This window comes from Caballeronia sp. LZ028, from assembly GCF_031451415.1.
GTDB lineage: Bacteria > Pseudomonadota > Gammaproteobacteria > Burkholderiales > Burkholderiaceae > Caballeronia > Caballeronia zhejiangensis.
Map to the genome: position 1 here is coordinate 401,689 of NZ_JARUXN010000004.1, position 25,951 is coordinate 427,639.

General features: G+C 64.3%; 21 protein-coding genes. 16 read left to right on the plus strand and 5 right to left on the minus strand.

Going from position 1 to position 25,951, the window contains the following annotated elements; all coding sequences use genetic code 11:
* Positions 1–486 precede the first annotated feature (486 nt).
* The 5 genes from katE to QCE58_RS24620 all read left to right on the plus strand — a co-directional run bounded on the left by katE (position 487) and on the right by QCE58_RS24620 (position 8,556).
* Complete coding sequence (gene katE, locus QCE58_RS24600; RefSeq protein WP_250521561.1) at positions 487–2,607, plus strand: catalase HPII; 2,121 nt, start codon at positions 487–489, stop codon at positions 2,605–2,607.
* 218 nt (positions 2,608–2,825) lie between these two features.
* Positions 2,826–5,981 (plus strand): ATP-binding protein, encoded by a 3,156-nt coding sequence (locus QCE58_RS24605; RefSeq protein ID WP_309780483.1) that lies wholly within the window; start codon positions 2,826–2,828, stop codon positions 5,979–5,981.
* A gap of 125 nt (positions 5,982–6,106) precedes the next feature.
* Complete coding sequence (locus tag QCE58_RS24610) at positions 6,107–6,640, plus strand: hypothetical protein (RefSeq protein ID WP_008353800.1); 534 nt, start codon at positions 6,107–6,109, stop codon at positions 6,638–6,640.
* Between the two features lie 227 nt (positions 6,641–6,867).
* Positions 6,868–7,134 (plus strand): hypothetical protein, encoded by a 267-nt coding sequence (locus tag QCE58_RS24615; protein ID WP_008353799.1) that lies wholly within the window; start codon positions 6,868–6,870, stop codon positions 7,132–7,134.
* Positions 7,135–7,341: 207 nt separating this feature from the next.
* Complete coding sequence (locus tag QCE58_RS24620; RefSeq protein WP_250521563.1) at positions 7,342–8,556, plus strand: L,D-transpeptidase; 1,215 nt, start codon at positions 7,342–7,344, stop codon at positions 8,554–8,556.
* A gap of 15 nt (positions 8,557–8,571) precedes the next feature.
* On the opposite strand, the gene QCE58_RS24625 is transcribed toward QCE58_RS24620, so the two are convergent.
* Both QCE58_RS24625 and QCE58_RS24630 read right to left on the minus strand, forming a co-directional pair.
* A complete protein-coding gene (locus tag QCE58_RS24625; RefSeq protein ID WP_175979134.1) occupies positions 8,572–9,456 on the minus strand; it encodes a DMT family transporter in 885 nt (294 codons plus the stop codon).
* A gap of 87 nt (positions 9,457–9,543) precedes the next feature.
* Positions 9,544–9,729 (minus strand): hypothetical protein, encoded by a 186-nt coding sequence (locus tag QCE58_RS24630; RefSeq protein WP_008353795.1) that lies wholly within the window; start codon positions 9,727–9,729, stop codon positions 9,544–9,546.
* A gap of 181 nt (positions 9,730–9,910) precedes the next feature.
* Here QCE58_RS24630 and QCE58_RS24635 point away from each other — a divergent pair, with 181 nt between their 5' ends.
* The 6 genes from QCE58_RS24635 (at position 9,911) to QCE58_RS24660 (ending at position 18,084) form a co-directional block, all read left to right on the plus strand.
* Positions 9,911–10,666 (plus strand): DeoR/GlpR family DNA-binding transcription regulator, encoded by a 756-nt coding sequence (locus QCE58_RS24635; protein ID WP_250521564.1) that lies wholly within the window; start codon positions 9,911–9,913, stop codon positions 10,664–10,666.
* Positions 10,667–11,511: 845 nt separating this feature from the next.
* Entirely contained in the window at positions 11,512–12,585 is a 1,074-nt protein-coding gene (gene phnS, locus QCE58_RS24640; protein ID WP_250521565.1) for a 2-aminoethylphosphonate ABC transporter substrate-binding protein, read from the plus strand.
* A complete protein-coding gene (phnT, locus tag QCE58_RS24645) occupies positions 12,585–13,646 on the plus strand; it encodes a 2-aminoethylphosphonate ABC transport system ATP-binding subunit PhnT (protein WP_250435565.1) in 1,062 nt (353 codons plus the stop codon). The genes phnS and phnT overlap by 1 nt, the downstream gene beginning before the upstream one ends.
* The gene (locus QCE58_RS24650) at positions 13,624–14,565 is read left to right on the plus strand and encodes a 2-aminoethylphosphonate ABC transporter permease subunit (RefSeq protein WP_250435566.1); all 942 of its coding nucleotides are present in this window, start codon (positions 13,624–13,626) and stop codon (positions 14,563–14,565) included. Before phnT ends, QCE58_RS24650 begins: the two co-directional genes overlap by 23 nt.
* A 1-nt stretch (position 14,566) precedes the next feature.
* A complete protein-coding gene (gene phnV, locus QCE58_RS24655) occupies positions 14,567–15,385 on the plus strand; it encodes a 2-aminoethylphosphonate ABC transport system, membrane component PhnV (protein ID WP_175979137.1) in 819 nt (272 codons plus the stop codon).
* A 245-nt stretch (positions 15,386–15,630) separates the two neighbouring features.
* Positions 15,631–18,084 (plus strand): glycogen/starch/alpha-glucan phosphorylase, encoded by a 2,454-nt coding sequence (locus QCE58_RS24660; RefSeq protein ID WP_008353789.1) that lies wholly within the window; start codon positions 15,631–15,633, stop codon positions 18,082–18,084.
* 8 nt (positions 18,085–18,092) lie between these two features.
* Here QCE58_RS24660 and QCE58_RS24665 read toward each other — a convergent pair whose 3' ends face one another.
* Both QCE58_RS24665 and QCE58_RS24670 read right to left on the minus strand, forming a co-directional pair.
* On the minus strand, positions 18,093–18,419 hold the full coding sequence (locus QCE58_RS24665; RefSeq protein ID WP_175979138.1) for a hypothetical protein: 327 nt from the start codon (positions 18,417–18,419) through the stop codon (positions 18,093–18,095).
* A gap of 110 nt (positions 18,420–18,529) precedes the next feature.
* Entirely contained in the window at positions 18,530–18,937 is a 408-nt protein-coding gene (locus QCE58_RS24670) for a DUF6232 family protein (RefSeq protein ID WP_008353787.1), read from the minus strand.
* 186 nt (positions 18,938–19,123) lie between these two features.
* Between QCE58_RS24670 and QCE58_RS24675 the strand changes: the two genes are divergently transcribed.
* The 4 genes from QCE58_RS24675 to QCE58_RS24690 all read left to right on the plus strand — a co-directional run bounded on the left by QCE58_RS24675 (position 19,124) and on the right by QCE58_RS24690 (position 24,078).
* A complete protein-coding gene (locus QCE58_RS24675; protein WP_008353786.1) occupies positions 19,124–19,417 on the plus strand; it encodes a helix-turn-helix transcriptional regulator in 294 nt (97 codons plus the stop codon).
* A 54-nt stretch (positions 19,418–19,471) separates the two neighbouring features.
* Positions 19,472–20,533 carry an alkene reductase gene (locus QCE58_RS24680; RefSeq protein WP_008353785.1) on the plus strand — a complete coding sequence of 354 codons (1,062 nt, stop codon included), beginning with the start codon at positions 19,472–19,474 and terminating at the stop codon, positions 20,531–20,533.
* Positions 20,534–20,690: 157 nt separating this feature from the next.
* Positions 20,691–22,382: an aspartate-alanine antiporter gene (gene aspT, locus QCE58_RS24685; RefSeq protein WP_008353783.1), complete on the plus strand. Its 1,692-nt coding sequence runs from the start codon at positions 20,691–20,693 to the stop codon at positions 22,380–22,382.
* A 49-nt stretch (positions 22,383–22,431) separates the two neighbouring features.
* Positions 22,432–24,078, plus strand: a complete 1,647-nt coding sequence (locus tag QCE58_RS24690; RefSeq protein WP_008353781.1) for a bifunctional aspartate transaminase/aspartate 4-decarboxylase — start codon at positions 22,432–22,434, stop codon at positions 24,076–24,078.
* A 60-nt stretch (positions 24,079–24,138) separates the two neighbouring features.
* Here the strand turns inward: QCE58_RS24690 and QCE58_RS24695 are convergent, their stop codons facing one another.
* Positions 24,139–25,341 (minus strand): porin, encoded by a 1,203-nt coding sequence (locus QCE58_RS24695; RefSeq protein ID WP_175979140.1) that lies wholly within the window; start codon positions 25,339–25,341, stop codon positions 24,139–24,141.
* A gap of 240 nt (positions 25,342–25,581) precedes the next feature.
* On the opposite strand from QCE58_RS24695, the gene QCE58_RS24700 reads away from it, so the two are divergent.
* Positions 25,582–25,950, plus strand: a complete 369-nt coding sequence (locus tag QCE58_RS24700; protein ID WP_175979141.1) for a nuclear transport factor 2 family protein — start codon at positions 25,582–25,584, stop codon at positions 25,948–25,950.
* Position 25,951: the final 1 nt, after the last annotated feature.

Consider the following 25,951-nt stretch of genomic DNA (forward strand, 5'->3'; position numbering starts at 1 on the left):
GCGCGCGCAAACCGATGGTTTCCCTTGCAGACCCAGCGGCAGCGCGTAGCGCTGTGCCGAAGCTGTTTCGTGCTGAACCAGCGCGCTCAACGTATTCGGGCGGCAGACCGTGCGCGAGCCAAGCCCGATTAGGTGTTTGAGGGCACTCTTTAGGCGAGTGCCGCCTGGGACGAGAGGACTACCCAAATTGCGTGTGACCGCGGGCCTGAAAAGCTGCTTTCTTTGCTTACTTTCTTTGCAGCAGCAAAGAAAGTGAGTGCCGCCCCGCACAGGGGCAGTGCTAATAGACCGACGCGAAACCGGGATCCGGCGACAACAGCAAGGAAAGCGACTGCCGCCCCGCAAAGGGGCAATGCTAATAGACCACAAAGAAAACGGGATCCGGCGAAAACAACCACGGCGAAAAGCACCCCCGCCCGGGAACATCAATTGCGGTAGAGGACCGCAAGTCCTCACCCAAACCCCGGAGTCCGCAAAAAAATGGCAATGGAGAAGCAACCGCCCGAAGGCGGCGTAGCCCGCACCCCCTCGCAGAGCAACACCAACAAAAAAGTCGAATCCCTCGAAACGTTCCGCTCCGACGCGACCAACCAGGCCCTGACGACAAACCAGGGCGTCAAGATCGCCGATAATCAGAACACCCTGCGCGCCGGCGAACGCGGCCCTTCGTTGCTCGAAGACTTCATCATGCGTGAAAAAATCACGCACTTCGACCACGAGCGCATTCCGGAACGCATCGTCCACGCGCGAGGCTCGGCCGCTCACGGCGTCTTCAAGGTGTACGAATCGCAGGCCGAACTGACGAAGGCCGCCTTCCTGCAAGACCCGTCGAAGGAAACGCCCGTCTACGTGCGCTTCTCGACCGTGCAAGGCTCGCGCGGCTCAGCCGATACCGTTCGCGACGTGCGCGGCTTCGCCGTCAAGTTCTACACCGAAGAAGGCAATTTCGATCTCGTCGGCAACAACATGCCGGTATTCTTCATTCAGGACGCGATCAAGTTCCCCGACTTCGTCCACGCGGTCAAACCCGAGCCGCACAATGAAATGCCGCAAGGCGCATCCGCGCACGACACCTTCTGGGACTTCGTCTCGCTCGTGCCCGAATCGGCGCACATGGTGCTCTGGACCATGTCCGATCGCGCGATTCCCCGCAGCCTGCGCACGATGGAAGGCTTCGGCATCCACACCTTCCGCTTCATCAACGCGCAAGGCAAAGGACGCTTCGTCAAGTTCCACTGGCGGCCGACGATCGGCTCCGCATCGTTGCTCTGGGACGAAGCGCAGAAACTCGCGGGCAAGGATTCGGACTTCCATCGGCGGGATCTCTGGGAAGCGATCGACAACGGCGACTATCCCGAATGGGAACTCGGCGTGCAGATCGTCGAAGAAGAGGATGAACACAAGTTCGACTTCGATCTGCTCGATCCGACCAAGATCATTCCCGAAGAGCTCGTGCCGCTCAGGATGATCGGCAAGCTCACGCTGAATCGCAATCCCGACAACTTCTTCGCCGAAACCGAGCAGGTCGCGTTCTGCCCCGGGCACATCGTGCCGGGCATCGATTTCACCAACGATCCGCTGCTGCAAGGGCGTCTGTTCTCCTACACCGACACGCAGATCAGCCGGCTCGGCGGCCCGAACTTCCACGAAATTCCGATCAACCGGCCACTCGCGCCACTCGCCAACGGCCAGCGCGACGCGATGCATCGCCAGACGATCGACAAGGGACAGGCGTCCTACGAGCCGAATTCCATCGACGGCGGATGGCCGAAGGAAACCCCGCCCGCCGCATCGGGCGGCGGCTTCGAAAGCTACACGGAGCGCGTCGAAGGCTCGAAGATCCGCGTGCGCAGCCCGTCGTTCAAGGACCATTATTCGCAAGCCACGCTCTTCTGGAACAGCATGACCGATCCGGAAAAGGATCACATCGTCGGCGCGTATTCGTTCGAGTTGTCGAAGGTCGAGCGCAAGCACATCCGCGAGCGCCAGCTCTGCATTCTCGCGAACATCGATGAGACGCTCGCCGCGCGCGTCGCCGAGAATCTCGGCTTGCCCGCGCCGAAGAAGAACGCGGATGCCGACGAGCTCGGCAAGTCTTCGGTGACGGAATCGCCGGCGCTGTCGATCGTCGCGAAAACGAAGCCGTCGATCAAGACGCGCAAAGTCGCCATTCTCGCCGCGCCCGGCGCCGATGCCGCGAGCATCAAGGCCGTCCAGGACGCGCTGGAAGCCGAGGGCGCGCACGCAAAGGTCATCTCGCCGACGCTCGGCTCGCCCGCGCAAGGCATCGAGGCCGATGCGACCATCCTCGGCATGCCGTCGATCATGTTCGACGGCGTGATCGTCGCGGGCGGCAAGGACAGCGCGAAGACGCTGTCGGAATCCGGCGACGCGCGTCACTTCGTGCTCGAAGCGTTCAAGCATCTGAAGGCCATCGGCGCGATCGGCGACGGCGAGGACCTGCTCGCGGCCGCGCATCTGCCGGGCGGCGAGGAAGGCGTCGCCGTGGGCAGCGACGCGAATGCCGTGCTGAAGAGCTTCATCGAAGCGATGAGCAAGCATCGCGTGTGGTCGCGCGCGCAAAAGGCGGAGTCGGTGCCCGCCTGACGCGCGTTTCGCGCCGCGCAACGAAGCGCGGCTTCATGCGTCACGCCGTCGATATACGCGCCCGGGTGTTTTTGAGACACTAGCCGCACTCGGGTCCATCGGGGCGTGACGTGTTCAATCTAGCGCAGCATCGCGCCGGCGCCGGGCGGGGCGCGTGCGCTGTTCTCGCTTGTGTGCTCTGCATCGCGTGCGGGTTTGCGCATGCGAAGGAGTCCATCGTGATCGGCGCGGTGCCGGGCATGGCGCCGCCGCTCGACATGGCCGATTCGGTGAATCATTGTTCGGCGCGGCCGGGCTTGCCGCGCGGCATCTCGGCCGATTTCGCGAACGCCGTCGCGAGTGCGCTCGGAATCGATCCGGACTGGCGCTTCTTTCCCGACAGGCCGGCGATGATCGCGGCGCTCAGGCTCGGCGACATCGACATGGCGACGGGCGCGACAGGCGAAGACGCCGGCGAACCGCTCGCGTTCAGCCGCCCGTATCTGCCGACGAAGCTGATCTACGTCGAGCCGCTCCATTCCCATCCGCCGACGCATCGGCTTGCTTACGTGGCCGCGCAGACATCGCCGGCGCGTCTGCGCGCGGCGTATCCATCGCTCGAACCCGTCGCTTATCCCGATCTGACCGGCGCGCTGCTCGCGGTGTCGCTCGGCGACGCGGACGCCTTCGTCGGCGACATGACCGTGGCCTCGTACACGATCGATCATTTCGATTTGCCGAACCTGACGATCACCGGTTTCGCGACCCTCGACGAAGGCGGCTACAGTTTCGCGTTCGCGCCCGGACGCGCCGACGCCGATGCGCTGCGCAAGCGCGTCGACGATGCGCTCGCCGCATTGCCGCCGAGCTTCGCGCTCGTGACGCACGAGCGCTGGCAGCCGGCGGCGTCCGCGATCACGCGCAACACGCCGATCCCGCTCACGCGCGAGGAAGCAGCGTGGATCGCGGCGCATCCCGTCGTGCATTATTCGATGCTCGCGCAGGCCGCGCCGCTGATGTTCCGCGATCAGCGCGGCAACGCGGCGGGCATCGCCGTCGATATCCTCGACGCGATCGCGCGCGTGACCGGCTTGCGCTTCGAGCCGCGCATACGCACGTCGATGGCGCAGTTGCGCGCCGATCTGAAGAGCGGCGCGTCCGCGATCGTGCCGTTCAGTCTCGGCGCGTTGTCGCCGTTGCCCGGCGGCGAGGCGACCACGCCGACGGGCGAAAGCATTTTTGCGATCGTGACCGCCGTGGGCCGTCCGCCCTTGCGCGACGCCGCCGCGCTCGCCGGCAAGCGCATCGCGATTCCGCACGATTGGCCGATCCTGAACTTCGTGCGCGAGGATGCGCCGCAAGCGCGCATCGTCGATTCGAAACCGTTCGACGGTCCGTTTCGCGCCGTGGCCAACGGCGACGCCGATGCGGCCGTCGCCGATCTGCCTTTCGCCAATTACGCCGTGGGCAATCCGTTTCGCGGCACGCTCACGATCAGCGGCGTGCTGTCGACGAAGCCGATTCCGCACGGACTCATCGTCAGTGCGGGCGAGCCGGTGCTGCTCGGCATCCTGAATCGCGCGATCGCGAGCCTGCCGCCGCCGGAACTCGAATCGATCCGCACGCGCTGGAAGCTCGCCGAGCATCCCGAAATGATGTGGGAGCGCCGCCGTCCGCAAGTCGAGCTGGGCGCGCTGCTCGGCATTGCGCTTTTGCTCGCGCTCGCGGGCTGGGCGTTGACGCTGCGCGTGCAGATCGCGCGACGGATCGCCGCCGAACGCGCCATGCGCGCCGCGAAGGAAGAGGCGGAAACGGCGAATCGCGCGAAATCGACGTTCCTCGCGACGATGAGCCACGAAATCCGCACGCCGATGAACGCCGTGCTCGGCCTGCTGGAAATGGAGCTGCGTGCGCCCGGCGAGCGCGCCGCGACCGAGCGCGCGCTGTCGACCGCGCATCACGCCGCGCGCGATCTGCTCGGCATGATCGACGATCTGCTCGACGTCGCGAAGATCGAGGCGGAGCGCCTCGTGCTCGCGCCCGCGCCGCTCGAGGTCGAATCGTGGATCGCGGGCGTCGCGGCGATCTACGAGCCGGCCGCCCGCGCTAAGGGCATCGCGCTCGTCGTGAAGCGGCTTTCCGGCGACGGTCCCGTCTCGATTCGTGCCGATGGTCAGCGTTTACGGCAGATCGTCGGCAATCTGCTCTCGAACGCGATCAAGTTCACCGATACCGGCGCGGTCACGCTCGAACACGACGTCGCGCCGGCGCTGGACGGCAGGCGCGTGGTGACGCTCGCGGTGTCCGATACGGGCATCGGCATCGCGCCCGGGAAGCAGGCGCTGCTGTTCACGCCGTTCGTGCAGACGCACGATGGCCGTGCGCGCAGCGTCGGTGGCACCGGCCTCGGCCTCACGATCAGCAAGCGGCTCGTCGAGATGATGGGCGGCGCGATCGAGCTGGCGAGCGAGCCGGGGCGCGGCACGCGCTTCACCGTGCGGCTCGATTTGCCCGAGGCGGATGCCGTCGCGTGCGCCGCCGATGCGCCGGCCGTGGAGACGGGCGTATCGGCGGAATCGCTTGCGGGCTTGCGCGTGCTCGTCGTCGACGATCATCCGGCGAACCGCATCGTGCTCGACGGACAAATCCGGCTGCTCGGCGGCGTCGCGCAACTGGCCGTCGACGGCAAGAGCGCGCTCGCACGCTGGCGCGCCGCGCCGCACGCCGTCGACATGATTCTGACCGACTGCTCGATGCCCGAAATGAGCGGCGAGGAACTGGCCCGCACGATTCGCGAGGACGAAGCGAAGCATCCGGCGACGCGCGCCGTGCCGATCATCGGCCTGACAGCGAACGCGCAGCCCGAGGCGGCATTGCGCGCGGTCGCATCGGGCATGAACGCGTGCCTCGTGAAGCCGCTCGGCCTCGACGCGCTGCGCGAGGCCTTGCTCGGCGCGACGCGCGACGGCCGCGTGCCGGTTGCAGCGCCGGTCGCATCGGCGACGCGCGAATCCGGCGAGCCGGTTCTGGATGCCGAGTTGCTCGCCGGTTTCGGCGATCAGGCCGGGACGCTCGTCGATACGCTGAAGTCCGCGAACGCGAGCGATCTCGCCGGTGCGCACGCCGCGTTCGCCGACAACGACCACGCCTTGCTGCGCGACATCGCCCATCGCATGAAGGGCGCGGCGGCGGTGATCGGCGCGGCGTCGTTCATGCGCGCGTGCGTCACGTTGCAGCGCGACTGCGAACTGGCGGTCGACGACGATCGCAACGGCGAGGACGATGCGCGCATCGCGGCATCGTTCGCGGCGTTCGTCGCGGCGGCCGAGGCGCTCGATGCGGCGCTCGACGCGGCGTCGGCATCGGTTTGTCCGGCGTCCGGCGCGTCGACGTGACGCGGCTTCGCGGATCGCGAGCAACTCTTCGCGTGCGGCGCGCGTTTCGTGTGCTTTAATTGAACCTCCGATCATCTTGAAAACAAGCGGCGGACCGAGGCCGCGATCGATGGCGCACGAAACGCATGAGTCGAAGGGATACCGGGTTCACCGAGGAACCGAAACCGGGCGCGCGCCGCGCCCGCCGGGCCGCGCGCGCGGCGCTCGCGTGCTGCTGCGCGATGCTCGCATGCGTGCCCGGCACGCCGCGCGCCCAGCGCGCCGAATGGCTCGATGCGCGCGTCACGCAGGCGACCATCGTCGATACGATCTGCATTCCGGGTTACGTCGACCGCGTGCTGCCGTCGTTTGAAATCCAGATGCGTCAGAAGGAGCGGCTGCTCAAGCAGCGCAGCATCGATCCGTCGTTCGCGTCGGAATACGCGCTCGATCATCGTATGCCGGTGCTGCTCGGCGGCTCGCCCAACTCGCCCGCGAATCTCGATCTGCGCCGCTGGGAAGGGCGCGAGGGCCAGCGCCGAAAGGAACGGCTCGCGGTGTACCTGAAGCGCTGCGTCTGCACCGGCGACATGACGCTGAAAGAAGCGCAAACCGCAATGGCGGGCGACTGGCCGAATCGGTATCCGAATCTTTCCAGCATGACCTGTACGGGCCTGTAACGATGCGTTCGGCTTATCCGTCCGATTTAGAACATCTATTGAAATAGGCGGAATGTCGCATCACACGCGCCATTAACGGGATTAGTATGGAGCTATCTCGAAATTAGTCCTGGAGTCGCCATGATGCTCGCGTATGTGTCCCTCTTCGTTGTCGGTACGCTCGCGGCGCGGATGATCGCGAGGCAGAGCCGGCGGCCTGTTTTCGCACGCGCAAGAAGGTGACGGCGATGAACCTGCTCGTCTGGAATCTTCCTCAACGCTGCGCCGCGCGCGACGTGCGGCGATTTCTCGAGCACGAACTCGGGCAGTATGCGAGCGACATCGAAGTTCACGGCGCGGGCACCGCTCACGCCTACGCGACCGCCAGGCTCGCGACCGATGTGCCTTACATCGGCGAGGCGATCGCCCAGAAGCTGTGCCATCAGCGCTTTCACGACGAACCTTTGCGTGCCCGGGCTTCCGCGTCCGGCGACGCCTCCATCCGTCTGCATTGATGTTTCCGCTGCGCCGCGCATCGTCGCGCGTGCGGTCGGAACGAACTTTGCTGCGCTTCCGTTGACGAACCTCAAGTAGCGGCGAAGCCGGCGCGTCGTGCGCGCCGGCTTTTTTGTCGATGCGCGCAGTCTCGCGCATGGGCCGCTCGAACCGGGCGATCCGGTGGATCGTCCGTTGGCGAATGGCAGAGCGGATCAATCAAATCAATGCATCAGGCAGGAAAGAGCAGGACGAACAAGACGCCGATCGGCGCAAGGTTTCTCGTGTGCGCGGCGGCGGGCGCGCTTCTTTCGATCTCGACGGCGGCTCGCGCGCAGCCTCAGGCGGCCTCGGGCGCATCGGGAGCGGTCGCGCAGGGACGCGTGACGGCGTTGCCCGTCGCGCCCGTGGCCCGCTCTATCCCGGTGCGGCCGATGCCGCAGGGCGCAAGCATTCCGCAAGCCGCGAGCGCGCCCGAGCGCGCGCTTCCCGCCATGCCCGTGCCGATGCCCGCGCAACCGGCTCCGGAGGCGTCGGCTGCATCGGCTGCATCGGCGGCGAGCGCAGCCAGCGCGGCATCGGCGGCGAGCGCGGCATCGGAAGCGGCCGTGCCCGAAGTGCCCTTGCCGCCGGAAACACCCGAGCCGAATCTCGCGCAGCGCAGCGGCATGCAGCCGGCCGGCGCGTATGCGATGCGGCAGACTTTCGCGAAGGAAGTCGATCGGCGGCTCAATGTGCCCGTCGCGGATCAGCAGGGCTACGGCCGTCTGCTGCAACGTACGCTGGAAGAAGACGGTCACGGCGGCCTCGTCAACGAATTCGTCGTGATGGTCGATCGCAGCGCGAACGTGCAGGCGATCTTCGTCTATTTCCGTGCGAAGGCCGACGATGCGTGGTCGATGATCGGCGCATCGCCGGTATCGACGGGGCGTCCCGGCAGTTACGATCACTTCCTCACGCCGCTCGGCGTCTTCCAGCATGTGCCGGGCAACATGGACTTTCGCGCCGAGGGCACGCTCAACGAGTTCAAGATTCGCGGCTACGGCGCGCGCGACATGCGTATCTACGATTTCGGCTGGGCCGAAGGCGAGCGCGGCTGGGGCCATGGCGGCAAGTCGCCGATGCGCTTCCAGATGCACGCCACCGATCCCGAGAAACTGGAGCCGCTGCTCGGCATGCGGCACTCGAAGGGCTGCGTGCGGATTCCGTCGACGCTCAACACGTTCTTCGATCATCACGGCATTCTCGATGCGCAATACGAGGCGCGCGTATCCGAAGGCCAGTCGATGTGGGTGCTGAAGGCCACGCGCAAGACGACGCCCTGGGCGGGGCATTATCTCGTCGTCGTCGATACCGGAAGGAAGACGCGGCCCGCGTGGGCGCCGGGTCCGGGCAAGGCGGTGCGCGAGCACATCCCGGCGGGCGCGGACACGGTCGATTGAGGCGTGCCGGGCGTGCTATTTCGAGCGCGCGAGCAGCACGCCCGCGAGCGCGACGCCGAAGCCCGCGAGCTGCATCGCGTCGAGCGTCTCGCCGAATGCGAGATAGCTTTCGAGCGCGGCGAGCGGCGGCGCGAGAAAGAGCAGGGCGGTCGCGCGCGATGCGTCGCCGCGACGGACCATCCATACGAGCAGCGTCGTCGCGACGCCCGAGAGCATCACGATGCCCCACGCGAGCGCGAGCCACGTCGTCGTGGAGACGATGAAGCGATGCTCGCCTAGCGCGATCACGAGCACGAGCGCGACGATCGTCGCGCCCGCGTTCTGCAACGCGCTGGCGCTGCGGATATCGGCGCGCGCGAGCGAAGTCTTCTGATACAGCGTGCCCGCGGTGATCGCGACGACGGCGAGCACGGCGATCGTCGCGACGAGCCATTGCGGCGCGTGTCCGGACGATGCGTGCGTGACGGGCGCGCCGCTCGCCGCGATCTTCGGCGCGAGCACGAGCGCGACGCCGAAGAGGCCGAGCACGAGCCCGCTCCATGCGCGCGGCGAGAGCCGTTCACCGAAGAGCCGCGCGGCGACGGCGGCGGTCAGAAGCGGTTGCAGCGCGCCGAGCAGCGCCATGATGCCCGCACCCATGCCTTGCGCGACGGCCCAGTAGCCCGCGCCGAGATAGACGCCTTGCAGCAGCGCGCCGGCGAACAGATGGCGGCCGATGTCCCCGCCTTTCGGCCATGGCGCGCGCGTGACGACGGCGATTGCGAGAAACAGCAGCGTCGTGCCGCCGAAGCGCGCGAGCAAATAGAGATTCGGATCGACGTAAGGCGTGATCGCCCTTGCGACGATGAAACCCGTCGACCAGAGAAACACGAAGACGGGCGCGGCGAGAATCGAGACCATGTGAGGCAAGCGGCGAAACGAAATGCCGCAGTATCGGCCGGAACGCTTGCGCGCGTCTTGTCTAACCGTGCACTTCGGCGCGGCGCGTCATTCGATGGTGAACGTATCGAGCGGCTGATTGGCGCGCGCTTCGCCCTCGAAACGCCGCGATAGTTGCGCATGCAAGCGCTTTGCCTCGTCGAGTGTGAGGTCGATCCAGTAGGGATCGCCAGCCGCGTCGTTCAGACGTTCGGGAGGGAACTGGATTTCGATCACCACGCCTTTCTTGTACATCGTGTTGCCTCGTTCAAAGCTCGTGCATAAGGCACGAAGTCTAGCGGAGGCGTGCTTGTCGATTGCGTACCCGGGGGAAAGAATTCATTGCGCGTCGTGGCTTGACGAATCGCGCTTGCCAGAGAAATGCCACATAGGGCCGCTAAACTCCACACGCCGCCTTGCCTTTCTTCATCGAACGATGCTCGCCGAACAACGTCACCAGTACATCCTCTCCGAATTGGACAAGCATGGCGCGCTCGCGGTGGCGGATCTCGTGCGTGCGTTGTCGGTGTCGCGCGAGACGGTGCGGCGCGATCTTAACGCGCTCGCCGGACGCGGGCTCGTGACGACGACGCATGGCGGCGCGTTATCGGTCGACCGGCGCGAGCCGCACGTCGATGTGCGCGAAGCCGAAAACGCGGCGGCGAAACATGCGATCGGCGTGCGCGCGGCGGCGTTCGTGCCGGACGGGGCGTCGCTCGTCATCGATTCGGGAAGCACGACGCAGGCGTTGGCGCGTGCGTTGGGGCAGCGGCATCGGCTGACGGTGTATACGAACGACTGGCGTATCGCGATGTTGCTGGCGCGGCGCAATGGCAATCGCGTGACTTTGCTGGGTGGCGAGATCGCCGATGTCGAAGATGCGACGTTCGGGCTCGATACCATTCAGCAGCTTGCGCAGTATCACGCGGATTTTGCTTTCGTCGGGGCGGGGGGGATTACGAATGACGCGCATCTGACGGATTATTCGCGGCTCGCCGCTGAGGTGCGCGGGAGCATGATCGCGTCTGCTGCGTGCCCGGTCGTGGTTGCTGATTGCTCGAAGTTCGGCCTGGTTTTGCCAGTTAGGATCGCCGGGTTTGAGGCGGTTCGGTTTCTGGTGTGTGAAGCTCTGCCTGAGCGGGGGGTCCGAAGGGCGCTGGCCGCGCGGGGGCTTGAGGTCGTTGTTGCTTGATTTTTGTTGTTCGCTTTCGCTGGGTCTCGTTTTCGTGTCGGCTCCGGTTTTTCGCCGGATCCCGTTTTCTTAGTGGTCTATTAGCGTTGCCCCTGTGCGGGGCGGCACTCACTTTCTTTGCTGCTGCAAAGAAAGTAAGCAAAGAAAGCAGCTTCCGATACGCCCGCGGTCACACGCAATTTGGGTAGTCCTCTCGTCGATCGTGGGCTGCCTAAAGAGTGCCCTCAAACACCTAATCGGGCTTGGCTCGCGCACGGTCTGTGTCATCGCACCACACAACAAACGGGTTCAGCACCAAATAGCTCCGGCCCGCTTCGCGGCCGACCGGTCAAGCGGGGATGCATGTGCTTCTCTACTAACGTCTCCATCTCACGGCACTCGCCGCTCGCCGGTTTCCCTTGCGGACCCGGCGGCAGCGCGTAGCGCTGTGCCGAAGCTATTTCGTGCTGAACCAGCGCGGTAAAGGGAATGGCTCGTCAGACCGTGCGCGAGCCAAGCCCGGTTGGGCCTATGAGGGCACTCGTTAGGCGAGTGCCGCCTGTGACGAGAGAACTACCCAAATTGCGTGTGACCGCGGGCCGTGACGAGCTGCTTTCTTTGCTTACTTTCTTTGCAGCAGCAAAGAAAGTGACTGCCGCCCCGCACAGGGGCAGTGCTAATAGACCGACACCATAACGGGATCCGGCGAAAAAGCAGACACCAAAGAACAAACCACAAGCCCCTTGGCGAAATATGCAAATACGTGGCGACCCGTGGCGCCTTCACGTCGATGTCACACATCTCTGCAATATTCCGGGTCGAAGGTCGCCCCCGACCTTCATCGATCCCCGACACGAGAGACCACCATGACCCGCGATTCCCGCTTCGCGCGCACTGTGCTGCCGGCGTTCGCCGCCGCGTTTGCTCTGCTTGCCGCGATGCCCGCTCACGCCGCCGACGCCGTCGTCCTCTACACCGCCGATGGCCTCGAGAATCTCTACAAGGACGTGCTTCCCGCATTCGAAAAGAAGGAAGGCGTGAAGGTCAACATCGTCACGGCGGGCAGCGGCGAAGTGGTGAACCGCGCGACCGTCGAAAAGGATTCGCCGAAAGCAGACGTCCTCGTCACGCTGCCGCCGTTCATCCAGCAAGCGCAACAAGGCGGCCTGCTGCAGCCGTATCAGAGCGTGAACTACAAGAACGTGCCCGCCATCGCGAAGGAAAAAGACGGCGCATGGGCCACCTTCGTGAACAACTATTTCTCGTTCGCGATCAATCCCGAAGTCACGAAAACCGCGCCCAAGACCTTCGCCGATCTCCTGCATCCGAACTACTCCGGCAAGATCGCATACTCGAATCCAGCCACGGCAGGCGACGGCATGGCCGTCATCATCCTGACGTCCGCGCTGATGGGCGAAGACCAGGCTTTCAATTACCTGAAGGATCTCGAACAACACGCGAAGTTCCATACGAAGGGCACGGGCTATCTCGACGTGCTGCTCTCGCGTAACGAGATCGCATTCGCGAACGGCGATCTGCAAATGGACCTCGACGATGCCGCGAACGGCGGTCTCTCCATCAAGCCGCTCTTCCTGTCGCACAAGGCAGGCGAAGCGCCGAGCACATTCCAGCTTCCGTATGCAATCGGCCTCATCAAGAGCGGACCGAATCAGGCGGCGGGCAAGAAGCTCATCGACTATCTGATGTCGTCGGATGTGCAGTCGAAAGTGCCCGATATCTACGGCATCCCCGGCCGCACCGACGTGCCGCTCGCCGGCAAGAACGGCGAAGCCGTCAAGCAGGCGATCTCCGGCGTGAAGCTCATTCCCGTCGACTGGAACGAAGTCATACAGAAGAAGGCGGGCTGGACCGAGCGCTGGAAGACCGAAGTGATCGGCAACACCGGCAAGCAGACCGACGTCGTCAAGCCGAAGTCCTGATGAGCGCCGTCCCCAAGGAAGCGTTCGGCGTCGATCAAACGCCGGGCGTGCACATCGATCGTCTGACGGTGCGCTTCGGCACGCGTACCGTGCTCGACGATCTCTCGCTTCGGATCGAACGCGGCGAATTCCTCACCGTGCTCGGCCGAAGCGGATGCGGCAAGACCACGCTGCTGCGCTTCATCGCCGGCTTCGTGAAGGCCGATGCGCTCGCGGGCACGCTCGCCGTCGCGGGCCGCGATCTCACGCACGTGCCGCCGCATCAGCGCAATCTCGGGCTGCTGTTCCAAAGCTATGCGCTGTTCCCGCATTTCTCGGTGTTCGACAACGTCGCGTTCGGCTTGCGCGCACGGAAGCTGAAGACGGGCGAGATCGCGCGACGCGTCGCCGATGCGCTCAAGCTCGTGCAGCTTTCCGATGCCGGTCACGTCATGCCCGCGCAGCTTTCCGGCGGCATGCAGCAGCGCGTGGCGCTGGCGCGCGCGCTCGTCATCGAGCCGGACGTGCTGCTGCTCGACGAGCCGCTCTCGGCGCTCGATGCGAATCTGCGCGCTTCGGTGCGCAGCGAGCTGAAGGCGTTGCATGAGCGCTTGCCGAATCTGACGATCGTCTGCGTGACGCACGATCAGGACGATGCGCTCGTGCTCTCCGACCGCACGCTGCTGATGCGCGATGGCCGCATCGCGCAACTCGGTGCGCCGCGCGAGCTGTACGACGCGCCCAACGATGCGTTCGTCGCGCGCTATCTCGGTGCCGCGAATTTGCTGCCGCCGCGCGTGGTGTATCCCGTCGGCGATGCGCGGCACGACGAGCGCGAACGTCTCGCGTGCATTCGTCCCGAACGATTCGCGATCGCGCCGTTGGGAGAAGGCCATCTGCATGGCACGATCGCGTCCGTCGAATGGTATGGCGCGGCGCTTTCCATTTCCGTTGCGCTCGATGCGTTGCCCGGCGAGCCCGTGCTCGTGACGACGCAGCGCGGCCATTCGCGCATGCCGGACAAAGGCGCGCGCGTTTCCCTTCGCTTCGAGGCTGACGATGTCGTCCTTGTTCGTCCCTGACAGCGTCGCGCGCGACGAACGCGGCATCTGCGACGCCTATCTCTCCGCGCAATTCGCAGCGCACGCCAAAGAAGCGCAACGCCGCGAGCGCAAGGCGCGGTGGCATCTGCTCTTCATTCTCGTCGTCGTGCTCGGGCCGCTCGTGGTGTATCCGCTCGCGCGCCTCGTCATGTCGAGTGTGACCGGGCCGCACGGTTTCTCGCTGCACGCGTACAGCGCGTTCTTCAGCAACCCCGAAACGCGCGGGATGATCGGCACGACGCTCGGCATTCTCTTCGCGAGCGCGAGCATCGCTTCGTTGCTCGGCGTCGCGCTCGCATCGATGCTGTTCTTCAGGCCGTTCGCGCTCGCGCGCCTGCTCACGCGTTTTCTGGAATTGTTCGTCGCGTTTCCGTCGTTTCTGGTCGCGTTCACGCTGATCTTTCTATACGGCTCGCAAGGTTCGGTGAGCATCGGTCTGCAGCGGATCTTTTCGCTCGATGCGCCGCCGCTCGATTTCCTTTTCGGCATCGGCGGCGTGATTCTCGCGGAGGTCGTGTTCTATGCGCCGTTCGTCGTGCGTCCGACGCTCGCATCGTATGCGACGCTCGACATGCGGCTCGTCGAAGCCGCAAAGAGCCTCGGCGCCGATGGCTGGATGGTCGCGACGAAAGTCGTCTTGCCGCTCGCGTGGCCGGGCATCGCGGCAGGCACGATCCTCTGCTTTCTGCTGACGTTGAACGAGTTCGGCATTCTGCTCGTGCTCGGCAGCGCACATCTGATCACCTTGCCGATCGCGATCTACAGCGCCGCGACCGTCGACCTCGATCTGGCCACCGCGGCCGCGGGTTCGGTCGTGATGCTGTTGATGTCGCTATCGCTCTATGCGTTGTATCGACGCGTGAATCGGCAAACGAGTCGCCGTTCGGGAGAGCGCTGACATGCAACTCATCGCTGCTGCGTTCAGACCTCGCGCGCTCCTGCGTCATGCGTTCACGGGCCTCTTCGCGTTGCTGTGCTTCTGGCTCTTCGTGCTGCCGGTGATCGTCGTCGCGTTGTCGAGCGTCGCGTCGCACTGGTCCGGCACGATCCTGCCCGATGGTTTTTCCACGCGCTGGTTCGCGCGTCTTTCATCGAGCGATCTCGATGCGGTCGCGACGAGTCTCGAAGTCGGCCTGGGCGTCGCGTTTCTCGGCACCGCGCTGGGACTCTGGCTCGCGCTCGCGCTGGAAGGACGCGACCGGCGCGGTCTCGGCGCACTCGTCGATGCCGTCGCGATGATGGGCAGCGGCGTGCCGAGCGTCGTCCTCGGGCTCGCCGTGTTGATCGCGTATCACAAGCGTCCGCTCGATCTGTCGGGATCGGCCGCAATCGTCGTGCTCGTGCAACTCGCGCTCGTGTTGCCGTTCTGTTATCGATGCGCCGCCGCGGCGCTGCGCCCCGAGCTCACGACGCTGCGCGAAGCCGCCGCGAGTCTCGGCGCGCCGCCGCGCATGGTGCTCGCGCGCGTGGTATTGCCGCAACTCGTGCCCGCGATCCGCGCGAGCCTCGCGCTCGGTTTCGCGCTCTCGCTCGGCGAACTTGGCGCGACGCTCACCGTGTATCCGCCCGGATTCGCGACGGTGCCGATCGTCGTCGTCGGGCAGGTGAATCGCGGTTACTATCTGCCTGCGTCCGCGCTCTCGCTGATTCTGCTGGGCGTATCGCTCGCGGCGCTTCTGCTGATCGCCGCACGCGCGCCACGCCGCTCCATCGCATGACAAACATACGGAATCCGAACTAAATATCGATGCCATCATGTGCCCGCAAGCTCTTCGTTAGCAATTTGCGGGCCGCTCTCCGTTTCCGCCTTGTCATACCAAAAAAAATAAAACTGGCGTAACCTGCACGTTCAGGCACGTCCGCACCCGCCAGACCGGGGCAGGGCGCCAATTCGGTGCGTCCGGATTGAACTCCCGTCAGGCTTTCGCGGTCGTTGCATATGTTGCAAACACCGGAGGTTTCGATGACATCCGTCGATCTGGAATTCGACCAGCTCAACAGTACCGTCGATGCGCTCAGGCGCTCCATCTCGAACCGCCTGATGTACGGCGTCGGCAAGGATGCAGTCACCGCGCAGCCGCGGGACTGGCTTCACGCCGCTGAACTGGCCGTGCGGGATCGTCTCGTCGCGCGCTGGATGCGCACCACGCGGCTCCAATACGAACAGGACGTGAAACGCGTCTACTATCTGTCGATGGAATTTCTCATCGGCAGAACTTTCAGCAATGCGCTGCTCGCGCTAGGCATCTACGACGAAGTGCGCGATGCGCTCGCCGGCTTGGGCGTCGATCTCGCGGCGCTCGAGGAACTCGAGCCGGACGCCGCGCTCGGCAATGGCGGCCTCGGACGCCTTGCGGCCTGTTTCCTCGATTCGATGGCGACGGTCGGCGTGCCGGGCTTCGGCTATGGCATCCGTTACGAATACGGGATGTTCCGTCAGACGATCGTCGACGGCAATCAGGTCGAGATGCCCGATTACTGGCTGCGCGCGGGCAATCCGTGGGAGTTTCCGCGGCCCGAAGTCGTGTACACCGTGCATTTCGGCGGGCGCACGGTGCAACATGACGATCGCACCGACTGGATCGACACCGAGCACGTCAACGCGATGGCCTACGACACGGTCATTCCCGGCTTCGCGACAACGGCCACCAACACGCTGCGCCTGTGGTCCGCGCGCGCAACCGACGAGTTCGATCTCTCCGCGTTCAATCAGGGCGACTATCGGCGCGCGGTGGAGGCGAAGAACACATCGGAACATGTGTCGCGTCTCTTGTATCCCGACGACTCGACTCAGGCCGGACGCGAGTTGCGTCTGCGTCAGGAATACTTCTTCGTCTCCGCGACGATGCAGGATCTGATACGCCGCTATCAGCGCACGCATACGCACTTCGGTCGGCTCGCGGAAAAGGTCGCCGTGCATCTGAACGACACGCATCCGGTGCTCGCGATTCCGGAGCTGATGCGCCTGCTCGTCGATCGGCATCATCTGCCGTGGGACAAGGCGTGGAAGCTCGTGCAGCAGATGTTCTCCTACACGAATCACACGCTGATGCCCGAAGCGCTCGAAACATGGGACGTCGAGATGCTCGCGCGCTTGCTGCCGCGGCATCTGGAGATCATCTTCGAGATCAACGCGCAGTTCCTGAAGCAAGTCACCGAGAAGTTCGGGCGCGATGTCGAACTGATTCGGCGCATCTCGCTCGTCGATGAATTCGGCCAGCGGCGCGTGCGCATGGCGCATCTCGCGATCGTCGCGAGTCACAAGGTGAACGGCGTATCGAAGCTGCACTCGCAACTGATGGTGCAGAACATCTTCTCCGACTTCGCGCGCATGTATCCGGAGCGCTTCACGAACGTGACGAACGGCATCACGCCGCGCCGATGGCTCGCGCAGGCGAGTCCGTCGCTGTCATCGCTGATCGACAAGCGGCTCGGGCCGCGCTGGCGCACCGATCTCTTCGAACTCGGCAGGCTGCGCGAATGGCGCGACGATCCGGAGTTCTGCAAGGCCTTTCACGATGCGAAGTTCGCCAACAAGCTGCGGCTCGTGGAACGCGCGAAACGGGACGCCAACGCGATCATCAATCCGGAAGCGCTGTTCGATCTGCAGGTGAAGCGCATCCACGAATACAAGCGGCAATTGCTCAACATCCTGTATGTGATCGTGCGCTATAACCGCATCCGCGAAAATCCGGAGCAGGACTGGACGCCGCGCGTCGTGATGTTCGCGGGCAAGGCGGCGTCCGCGTACAAGATGGCGAAGAACATCATCAAGCTCATCAACGATGTGTCCCGCAAGATCAACACGGACCCGCTCATCGGCGATCGGCTGAAGGTCGGCTTTATTCCGAACTACGGCGTTTCCGTGGCCGAGCTCATCATTCCGGCGGCGGATCTGTCGGAGCAGATTTCGATGGCGGGCACCGAAGCATCGGGCACCGGCAACATGAAGCTCGCGTTGAACGGCGCACTGACAATCGGCACGCTCGATGGCGCGAACATCGAGATCTGCGATGCCGTGGGGCGCGAGAATATTTTCATCTTCGGCAACACGACCGACGAGATCGAATCGTTGCGCGCGGCGGGTTATCGGCCACGGCAGATTTACGAGGAAAACGCGGAGCTCAAAGTCGCGCTCGACCAGATTCGACTCGGGCACTTCTCGCCGGAAGAGCCGCACCGTTTCTACGACATCTTCCATACGCTCGTGGACTGGGGCGATCACTACATGGTGCTCGCCGATTTCGACAGCTTCGACAAGACGCAGACCGAAGTCGATCTCAAGTACCGCGACAAGGATGCGTGGACGCGGAGCGCGATCGAGAACGTCGCGGGCATGGGCATTTTTTCGTCGGACCGCACGATCGCGGAGTATGCGCGCGACATCTGGCACGTCGAGCCGTTGCAGATCACCTGACGACGCGTTCAGCGCCGTGTGATGCGCGTAATGCGCGTCACGCGGCCGAGCGTTGCGTTGGGAAAATGCGCGGTGAGCGTGCCGATGACATCGTCGATGTCATCGCGATCGGTCTCGACATGGAGCGTGGTGCAATCGCGGAGGCGGCTCGTCTCCACGATATAAGCCTGCGTGCCCGCGCCGAACGCATACGCGAGCATGTCGCGTGCGGCCGACGAATCCAGTCCCGGAACGGTGAGGTCGAACGCGACGCAGTGGCGTGCTTCGCGGCGGCGCGGCGAGCCGCCGTTGACCACGCGCGAAAGAGCGATCGAGTCGAATGTGCGGATATCCATCGATGGAAGCCGTCCGGCGACGGCTCGTTGTGGCGATGCCCGCACTCTAGCGCCGCGCGCCTAAAGGCCGGGCTAAAGAAGCGCGCCGCCGTGTAAACGGCGCATCAAGATCAGGCTTGCGATGACTTCGCGCCTGCGCTCGCCGCATGTTTCGCGACCGCCTCGCCGACGAGCGCCGCGACCTTGTCCGCGAATTCCTGATCCTTCGTGATGAGCACTTCGCGCTCGCCGTCGGGCGTCGCGACCATCAACTGATAGATCACGTCCTGCGTGATCCAGGTGAGATAACCCACGACGACGATCATCACGCCGAGCACGAGCGCCGCGCCCGAGCCGGTGAAGATGCCCGCGCCGAGCACGATCAGCCCGATCAGCGCGATGATGATCGGCAAAGGCTTCTGGCGCGGGATCATCACGACGCGCGCGGCGCGCAGATCGCGCAGCGGAATCATCTGACCGGACGCCGAGAGTCCGGCGCGCGAAAGCGTCACGCCACGTTCATTGAAAGGAGTATCCATAAGGTTTGTGCAGTCTTCTTGCAGCCGATGAAACCGGGGAGCGTACCAGACGGCGCGGCGCGGCGGCATGTCGCACATCGACGCATTCGGCGGGGTTTGCATATCGTAAATTTACGATATATACTTCGCAGCAAGACGATTCGGAACAGGCTGCACGTTCCGTCCGTCAGACGCACGAGCAACGAAATGGACATCGACGCAATTCACAAGGCCCTCGCCAACCCCCTTCGCCGCGAGATTCTGGAATGGCTGAAGGAACCCGAGCTGCATTTCCCTGATCAGGAATTGCCGCACGTGCACGGCGTTTGCGCGGGTCAGATCGATGGGCGCTGCGGCATGTCGCAGTCCACCGTTTCGGCGCATCTCGCGACCTTGCACAAAGCCGGACTCGTCACCACGAAGCGCGTTGGACAGTGGGTGTTCTTCAAGCGCGACGAAGCGGTCATTCAGGCGTTTCGCGATTCCATCGGGAATCTCTGAGCTTGCTTGCCATTCGGTGAAAGTCTGCTTTCAATTTCATTAGGAATCCAATTCATGTCGACTCTTTTCGATCCGCTTAAAGTTGGCGCACTCACGTTGAAGAACCGCATCATCATGGCGCCGCTCACGCGTCAGCGCGCGGGCGTCGAACGCGTGCCGAACGCGTTGATGGCGCAGTACTACGCAGACCGCGCATCGGCGGGGCTGATTCTGAGCGAAGCGACGTCGGTGACGCCGCAAGGCGTCGGCTATGCCGACACGCCGGGCATCTGGTCCGACGAGCAAGTGGAAGGCTGGAAGCTCGTCACGAAGGCCGTGCACGAAGCGGGCGGCAAGATCTTCCTGCAACTGTGGCACGTCGGCCGCATTTCCGATCCGATCTTTTTGAATGGCGAACTGCCGGTCGCGCCGAGCGCGATCGCGGCGGGAGGACACGTGAGCCTCGTGCGTCCGCAGCGTCCGTACGTGACGCCGCGCGCGCTCGAACTGGATGAAATCGCCGGTGTCGTCGCGGCGTACCGCAAGGGCGCGGAAAACGCGAAGCGCGCGGGCTTCGACGGCGTCGAAGTGCACGGCGCGAACGGCTATCTGCTCGACCAGTTCCTGCAGGACAGCACGAACAAGCGTACCGACGCCTACGGCGGCCCGATCGAAAATCGTGCGCGCCTGCTGCTCGAAGTCGTCGATCAGGCTATCGAAGTTTGGGGCGCGGATCGCGTCGGCGTGCATCTCGCGCCGCGCGCGGATTCGCACACGATGGGCGACAGCGATCGCGCCGCGACCTTCGGTTACGTCGCGCGTGAACTGGGCCGCCGCAAGATCGCGTTCATCGCGGCACGCGAGCATGAAGCCGCCGACAGCCTCGGGCCGCAATTGAAGAAGGCGTTCGGCGGCGTGTATATCGCCAACGAAGGCTTCACGAAGGCCAGCGCCGAAGCGATCATCGCCCGCGGCGACGCCGATGCCGTCGCGTGGGGCAAGCCCTTCATCGCGAATGCGGATCTGGTGCGCCGCTTCGAAGTCGATGCCGATCTCAACAACTGGGACACGTCGACGTTCTATGCGCCGGGCGCGAAGGGCTATACGGATTACCCGTTGCTCGAAACGGCGGAATAAGACGCGTCGAAGTTAGCGTCTCGATGAAAACAGCGGCTCCGGCCGCTGTTTTCATTGATGGTTTCAAAGCTGCACCAAATAGTGTATTGCTGGCGTTCGGATCATTCATTCCCTTCATCGCTGATGTGCGAGCGGCTCATACCGCAAAGGAGTGCCTATGTCCTGGCTTACGGCAACACTGCGCAGTTATCCTGAAATCGCCATCTTTCTGTCGCTCGGCGTCGGCTATTGGGTCGGCGGAAAAAGCTTTCGCGGCTTCAGCCTCGGCGCCGTGACGGCGACCTTGCTCGCGGCCATCGCCATCGGGCAACTAGGCATCACCATTTCGTCGAACGTCAAATCGGTCTTCTTTCTGATGTTCCTGTTCGCCGTCGGTTACGGCGTCGGTCCGCAGTTCGTGCGCGGCATCGCGAAAGACGGCTTGCCGCAGGCGATCTTCTCCGTCATCCAGTGCGTGCTGTGCCTCGCGGCGCCTTACGCGGCGGCGAAGATCGCGGGTTATGACGTCGGCTCGGCGGCGGGCCTGTTCGCGGGCTCGCAGACGATTTCCGCTTCGATGGGCCTTGCCACCGACGCCATCAACCGGCTCGGCCTGCCGCCGGATCAGGCGAAGGCGCTGCTCGACGCGATGCCGACCGCCTACGCCGTGACCTATATCTTCGGGACGATCGGCTCCGCGCTGATTCTCGCGATGCTCGGGCCGAAGCTGCTCAACATCGACCTCGTCGCGGCCTGCAAGGAATACGAGGCGACGCTCGGCGGCGGCGGCGATCTCGGCGGCGCGGGGCAGGCGTGGCACAAGTTCGAACTGCGCGCGTATCGCGTGGCCGAGCACGGGCGCGCGGCGGGCATGTCGGTCGCGCAGGCCGAAGCGCTGGAGCCGGAAGGCGCGCGGCTCTTCATCGAGCGGATTCGGCGCGGCGGAACCATTCAGGAAGCGAAGATCGACGACGTGCTGCAACCGGGCGATGTCGTCGCGGTCTCCGGGCGGCGCGAGCTGCTCGTCGATCTGCTCGGCGGCGTCGCGACCGAAGTGGACGACGCCGAACTGCTCGCCGTGCCGATCGAAGGCGTCGATATCTACGTGACGAGCAAGGCCGTCGACGGCAAGACGCTGCAGGAGCTCGCGCATATGCCCGCGTCGCGCGGCGTGTTTCTGCGCAAGATCAAGCGCGGCGCGACCGAAACGCAGATACCGATTCTGCCGAGCACGAAGCTGCATCGCGGCGACACGATCACGCTCGTCGGCCGGACGCAGGACACGTCGGCGGCGGCGAAGGCGATCGGCGTGCTCGACCGTCCGACCGACGCCGCCGACATGGCGTTCGTCGGCCTCGCGATCACGCTCGGCGCGTTGATCGGCGCGCTCGTGCTGCATGTCGGCGCGATTCCGCTCACGCTGTCGACGGCGGGCGGCGCGCTCATCGCGGGCATCGTGTTCGGCTGGCTGCGCGCGATCCATCCGACGTTCGGCCGCATTCCGTCGCCGACGATCTGGTTCATGAACTCAGTCGGCCTGAACGTCTTTATCGCGGTCGTGGGGATTTCGGCGGGGCCGGGCTTCGTCGCGGGCTTGCAGAAGCTCGGCGTGAGTCTCTTTCTGTGGGGCATTTTCGCGTCGGCGGTGCCGCTCATCATCGGCATGTACATCGCGAAGTACGTGTTCAAGTTTCATCCCGCGATCCTGCTCGGCATCTGCGCCGGCGCGCGCACGACCACCGCCGCGCTCGGCATGATCTGCGACGCCGCGAAGAGCCAGGTGCCGGGCCTCGGCTACACGGTGACGTACGCGGTCGGCAATACGCTGCTCACGATCTGGGGCATGGTCATCGTGATGCTGCTGACGTGACGCGGTCTTCCTGCCGCATTGTTTCCATCATCAATTCTGGAGGTGTTGGATGGCAAAGTCCGATAAATCGGGTTCCAACGACCGCGCCGGCATGGCGGCGCTCAGCCCGTTCGAGCTGAAGGACGAGCTCATCAAGGCGGCGGGCGGCGGGGCGGTCGAGCGTCCGGCCAATCTCGCGATGCTCAATGCGGGGCGCGGCAATCCGAACTTTCTCGCGACGATACCGCGTCATGGTTTCTGGCAACTCGGCCTCTTCGCGATGCGCGAGTCCGAGCGCTCGTTCGCGTACATGCCGGAAGGCGTCGGCGGTTTTCCGAAGCGCGAAGGGCTCGAAGAGCGCTTCGAGATTTTCGCGCGCGAGAACAAGGGCGTGCCGGGCATCGCGTTTCTTGCGGGCGCGGTGTCGTACGTGCGCGATCAGCTCGGCCTGAACGCGGGCGACTTTCTCTATGAGATGTGCGAAGGCATCCTCGGATCGAACTATCCCGTGCCGGACCGCATGCTGAAGCTGTCGGAGCAGATCGTCGCGCAATATCTGAGGCGCGAGATGATCGGCAAGCATCCGTTCGTCGGCGAATTCGATGTCTTCGCGGTCGAAGGCGGCACCGCCGCGATGACCTACATCTTCAACACGATGCGCGAGAACTTCCTGATCGCGCCCGGCGACACGATCGCGCTCGGCACCCCGATCTTCACGCCGTACATCGAGATTCCGCGCCTGAACGATTACAAGCTGAAGGTCGTCAATCTGGAGGCGGACGTCGCCCGCGGCTGGCAATACTCGAAGGCCGAGCTCGACAAGCTGCGCGATCCGAAAGTGAAGGCGTTTTTCCTCGTGAATCCGAGCAATCCGCCATCGGTGAAGATGGACGACGAAAGCCTCGAATACATCGCGGAGATCGTGAAGGAGCGGCCCGATCTGATCCTTCTGACCGACGACGTCTACGGCACCTTCGCCGACGATTTCGTGTCGCTGTTCGCGTTGTGCCCGAAGAACACGATCCTCGTTTATTCGTATTCCAAGTATTTCGGCGCGACCGGCTGGCGTCTCGGCGCGATCGCGACGCATCGCGACAACGTGCTCGACAAGCAGCTCGCCGCGCTGCCGAAGGACAAGCGGGCGGAGCTTCACGAACGCTACGAATCGATCACGACGGAGCCCGACAAGCTCAAGTTCATCGACCGGCTGGTTGCGGACAGCCGTACCGTCGCGCTGAATCACACGGCGGGATTGTCGACGCCGCAGCAGGTGCAGATGGTGCTGTTCTCGCTCTTCTCGCTGATGGACACGCCCGACGCGTACAAGAACGCGTTGAAGCGCCTGATCCGCAGCCGCAAGCAGGCGCTGTATCGCGAGATCGGCATCGCGCTCGAAGAAGAGGACAAGAACGAGGTCGATTACTACACGATCCTCGATATCGAATATCTCGGCGAGCGCAGGCACGGCCGCGAACTGGTCGACTGGGTCATCAAGAACACGGAGCCTTCGGAGATGCTCTTCAGGCTCGCGAAAGAAGCGCGTGTCGTGCTGCTGCCGGGGCGCGGCTTCGGCACGCAGCATCCGTCGGGGCGCGTGTCGCTCGCGAATCTGAACGAGAGCGACTACATGCAGATCGGCCGCGCGATCCGCAAGCTGATGGACGAGTACATCGAGCGCTATAACAAGGCCGTCGGCAAGAAGTCCGACAAGAGGTAAACAAATCGGGCCGCCCGATACGTCTGGCGGCCCGATCTCATGTCAACTCAGCAAGCAAGCTCAGAACTTGTGGCGGATGCCGATGCGGAACGCAAGCTGATCGTCTTCGCCCAGACCCGACGTGCCGAAGTAGCTCGACGACGACGAACCGATCGACGCCTGATTCTCGACGCCGCGGTTCGAACCCGAAGCCTTCTGATAGATGCCGAGCACGTACACATCGGTGCGCTTGGAAAGCGCGTAGTCGACGCTCGCGTCGACCTGGTTCCAGTGGCCGCTCGAGTTGCCCGTCATGTTCAGGTACGAGTAGCCGAGGCCGGCCGACAGCGCCGACGTGAAGCTGTACTTGCCGCCGATATCGAACGCGTTGAGCTTGGAGCTCGCGCCGTTGATCGGCTCGAACAGCGTGTTGGTCCACAGGCCGAACACGGTCGCCGCGCCGAACGCGTAGTTCGCGCCGACGCCGAACGTGCGCAGATCCTTGCCGGCGTTCGCGGTGCCCATCGTCTGGATGTTCGCGACGGCCGTGCTGAACGCGGGCGTCGATGCCGCCGGATAGCGGATGTCGGTGTACGCCGCGCCGATGCCGAACGGACCCGCCTTGTAGTTCAGGCCGAAGCTGTACGCGCGCGACGAACCCGCCGTCGTGGTCGTGCCGACGGTCGTGTTGGGCGTGCCCGCGAACGCGCCTGCCTGGTTCGAGAAGCCGTACATCGCGCCGAACGTCACGCCGTAGAAGCTCGCGCTGCTGAACTTGACCGCGTTGTTGATGCGGCTCGACGTCAGCTGGTCGACGTCGTTCATGTGATACGCGTAGTTGCCCGCGAGCGTCTGGCCGCCGATCGAATAGTTGCTGCCGAGGTAATCGGTCGAGAACGAATATTGACGGCCGAAGGTCAGCGAGCCGACGTCGTTCTTCGCGAGACCGACGTATGCCTGACGGCCGAACAGCGCGCCGCCCTGGCCGAGCGTGCCGGTGCCGCTATTGAAGCCGTTCTCCAACGTGAAGATCGCCTTCAGGCCGCCACCCAGGTCTTCCGAACCCTTCAGGCCCCAACGGCTGCCTTGCGCGACGCCGTCGTCGTACTTGAAGAGCTTATCGCCCGCGCGCGTCGCGGTTTGCGTGCTGTTGTTCACGTAGCTGATGCCGGCGTCGATGATGCCGTAGAGCGTTACGCTGCTTTGCGCTTGCGCTTGCGCGGACGTGGCGGCGAGGGCGGCAAAGGTGGCGAGCGCGGCGGTCGCCAAGAGATTCTTCTTCAAAACAAGCTCCGTATGATGGTTCGCGGTGTGGTTGTTGACGGTGTCTGCAGTGCGTCGCGCTCTGATGGCGCGTGGCGTTCGACGGGCGCAAATGTAGCGGGCGCTAAAGAAAGAAATGTGACAGTGCTTTCAGCCGCCTTGCGGTGTGTCGCGTGTGCAACAGGGATGGCGAAATATCGGCGCTTGTGTATTCGGCGCGTCCGATGCGATGCTCTCGGTTCCGTCACCGCGAGCGAAAACATGGACGAGCAAGGAATCCGGGAACTGGAGGAGCGCCTGAAGAAGGCGATGCTGGCATCGGACGTGGACGCACTCGATGCGCTATTGGCCGACGACCTCAGTTTCGTCGATGCGACCGGCAAGGTCTGGACGAAGTCCGACGATCTCAACGGACATCGTTACGGCATGCAGCGCATCGAGAAACTGGACGTCGAGGATCAGAGCGTGCGCGTGTACGGCGCGTTTGCCGTGACGGTCACGCGCGTGGCGCTTTCGGGAACGTTCGCGGGCGCGCCGTTCGCGGGCAGCTTGCGCTACACGCGAACGTGGGGTGACATTGGCGGCGCGTGGAAGATCGTCGCGGCGCAATGCTGTCTCGCGCCGTTCTGAT

Bases quoted from the DNA above. Each gene is read 5' to 3' on its own strand.
- aspT (WP_008353783.1), top strand. From the start codon at position 20,691: ATGTCCTGGCTTACGGCAACACTGCGCAGTTATCCTGAAATCGCCATC.
- QCE58_RS24690 (WP_008353781.1), top strand. From the start codon at position 22,432: ATGGCAAAGTCCGATAAATCGGGTTCCAACGACCGCGCCGGCATGGCG.
- QCE58_RS24630 (WP_008353795.1), bottom strand. From the start codon at position 9,729: ATGTACAAGAAAGGCGTGGTGATCGAAATCCAGTTCCCTCCCGAACGT.
- QCE58_RS24635 (WP_250521564.1), top strand. From the start codon at position 9,911: ATGCTCGCCGAACAACGTCACCAGTACATCCTCTCCGAATTGGACAAG.
- QCE58_RS24665 (WP_175979138.1), bottom strand. From the start codon at position 18,419: ATGGATATCCGCACATTCGACTCGATCGCTCTTTCGCGCGTGGTCAAC.
- QCE58_RS24700 (WP_175979141.1), top strand. From the start codon at position 25,582: ATGGACGAGCAAGGAATCCGGGAACTGGAGGAGCGCCTGAAGAAGGCG.
- QCE58_RS24670 (WP_008353787.1), bottom strand. From the start codon at position 18,937: ATGGATACTCCTTTCAATGAACGTGGCGTGACGCTTTCGCGCGCCGGA.
- phnV (WP_175979137.1), top strand. From the start codon at position 14,567: ATGCAACTCATCGCTGCTGCGTTCAGACCTCGCGCGCTCCTGCGTCAT.
- QCE58_RS24660 (WP_008353789.1), top strand. From the start codon at position 15,631: ATGACATCCGTCGATCTGGAATTCGACCAGCTCAACAGTACCGTCGAT.
- QCE58_RS24620 (WP_250521563.1), top strand. From the start codon at position 7,342: ATGCATCAGGCAGGAAAGAGCAGGACGAACAAGACGCCGATCGGCGCA.
- katE (WP_250521561.1), top strand. From the start codon at position 487: ATGGAGAAGCAACCGCCCGAAGGCGGCGTAGCCCGCACCCCCTCGCAG.
- QCE58_RS24675 (WP_008353786.1), top strand. From the start codon at position 19,124: ATGGACATCGACGCAATTCACAAGGCCCTCGCCAACCCCCTTCGCCGC.
- QCE58_RS24680 (WP_008353785.1), top strand. From the start codon at position 19,472: ATGTCGACTCTTTTCGATCCGCTTAAAGTTGGCGCACTCACGTTGAAG.
- phnS (WP_250521565.1), top strand. From the start codon at position 11,512: ATGACCCGCGATTCCCGCTTCGCGCGCACTGTGCTGCCGGCGTTCGCC.
- QCE58_RS24615 (WP_008353799.1), top strand. From the start codon at position 6,868: ATGAACCTGCTCGTCTGGAATCTTCCTCAACGCTGCGCCGCGCGCGAC.
- QCE58_RS24650 (WP_250435566.1), top strand. From the start codon at position 13,624: ATGTCGTCCTTGTTCGTCCCTGACAGCGTCGCGCGCGACGAACGCGGC.
- QCE58_RS24625 (WP_175979134.1), bottom strand. From the start codon at position 9,456: ATGGTCTCGATTCTCGCCGCGCCCGTCTTCGTGTTTCTCTGGTCGACG.
- phnT (WP_250435565.1), top strand. From the start codon at position 12,585: ATGAGCGCCGTCCCCAAGGAAGCGTTCGGCGTCGATCAAACGCCGGGC.
- QCE58_RS24610 (WP_008353800.1), top strand. From the start codon at position 6,107: ATGAGTCGAAGGGATACCGGGTTCACCGAGGAACCGAAACCGGGCGCG.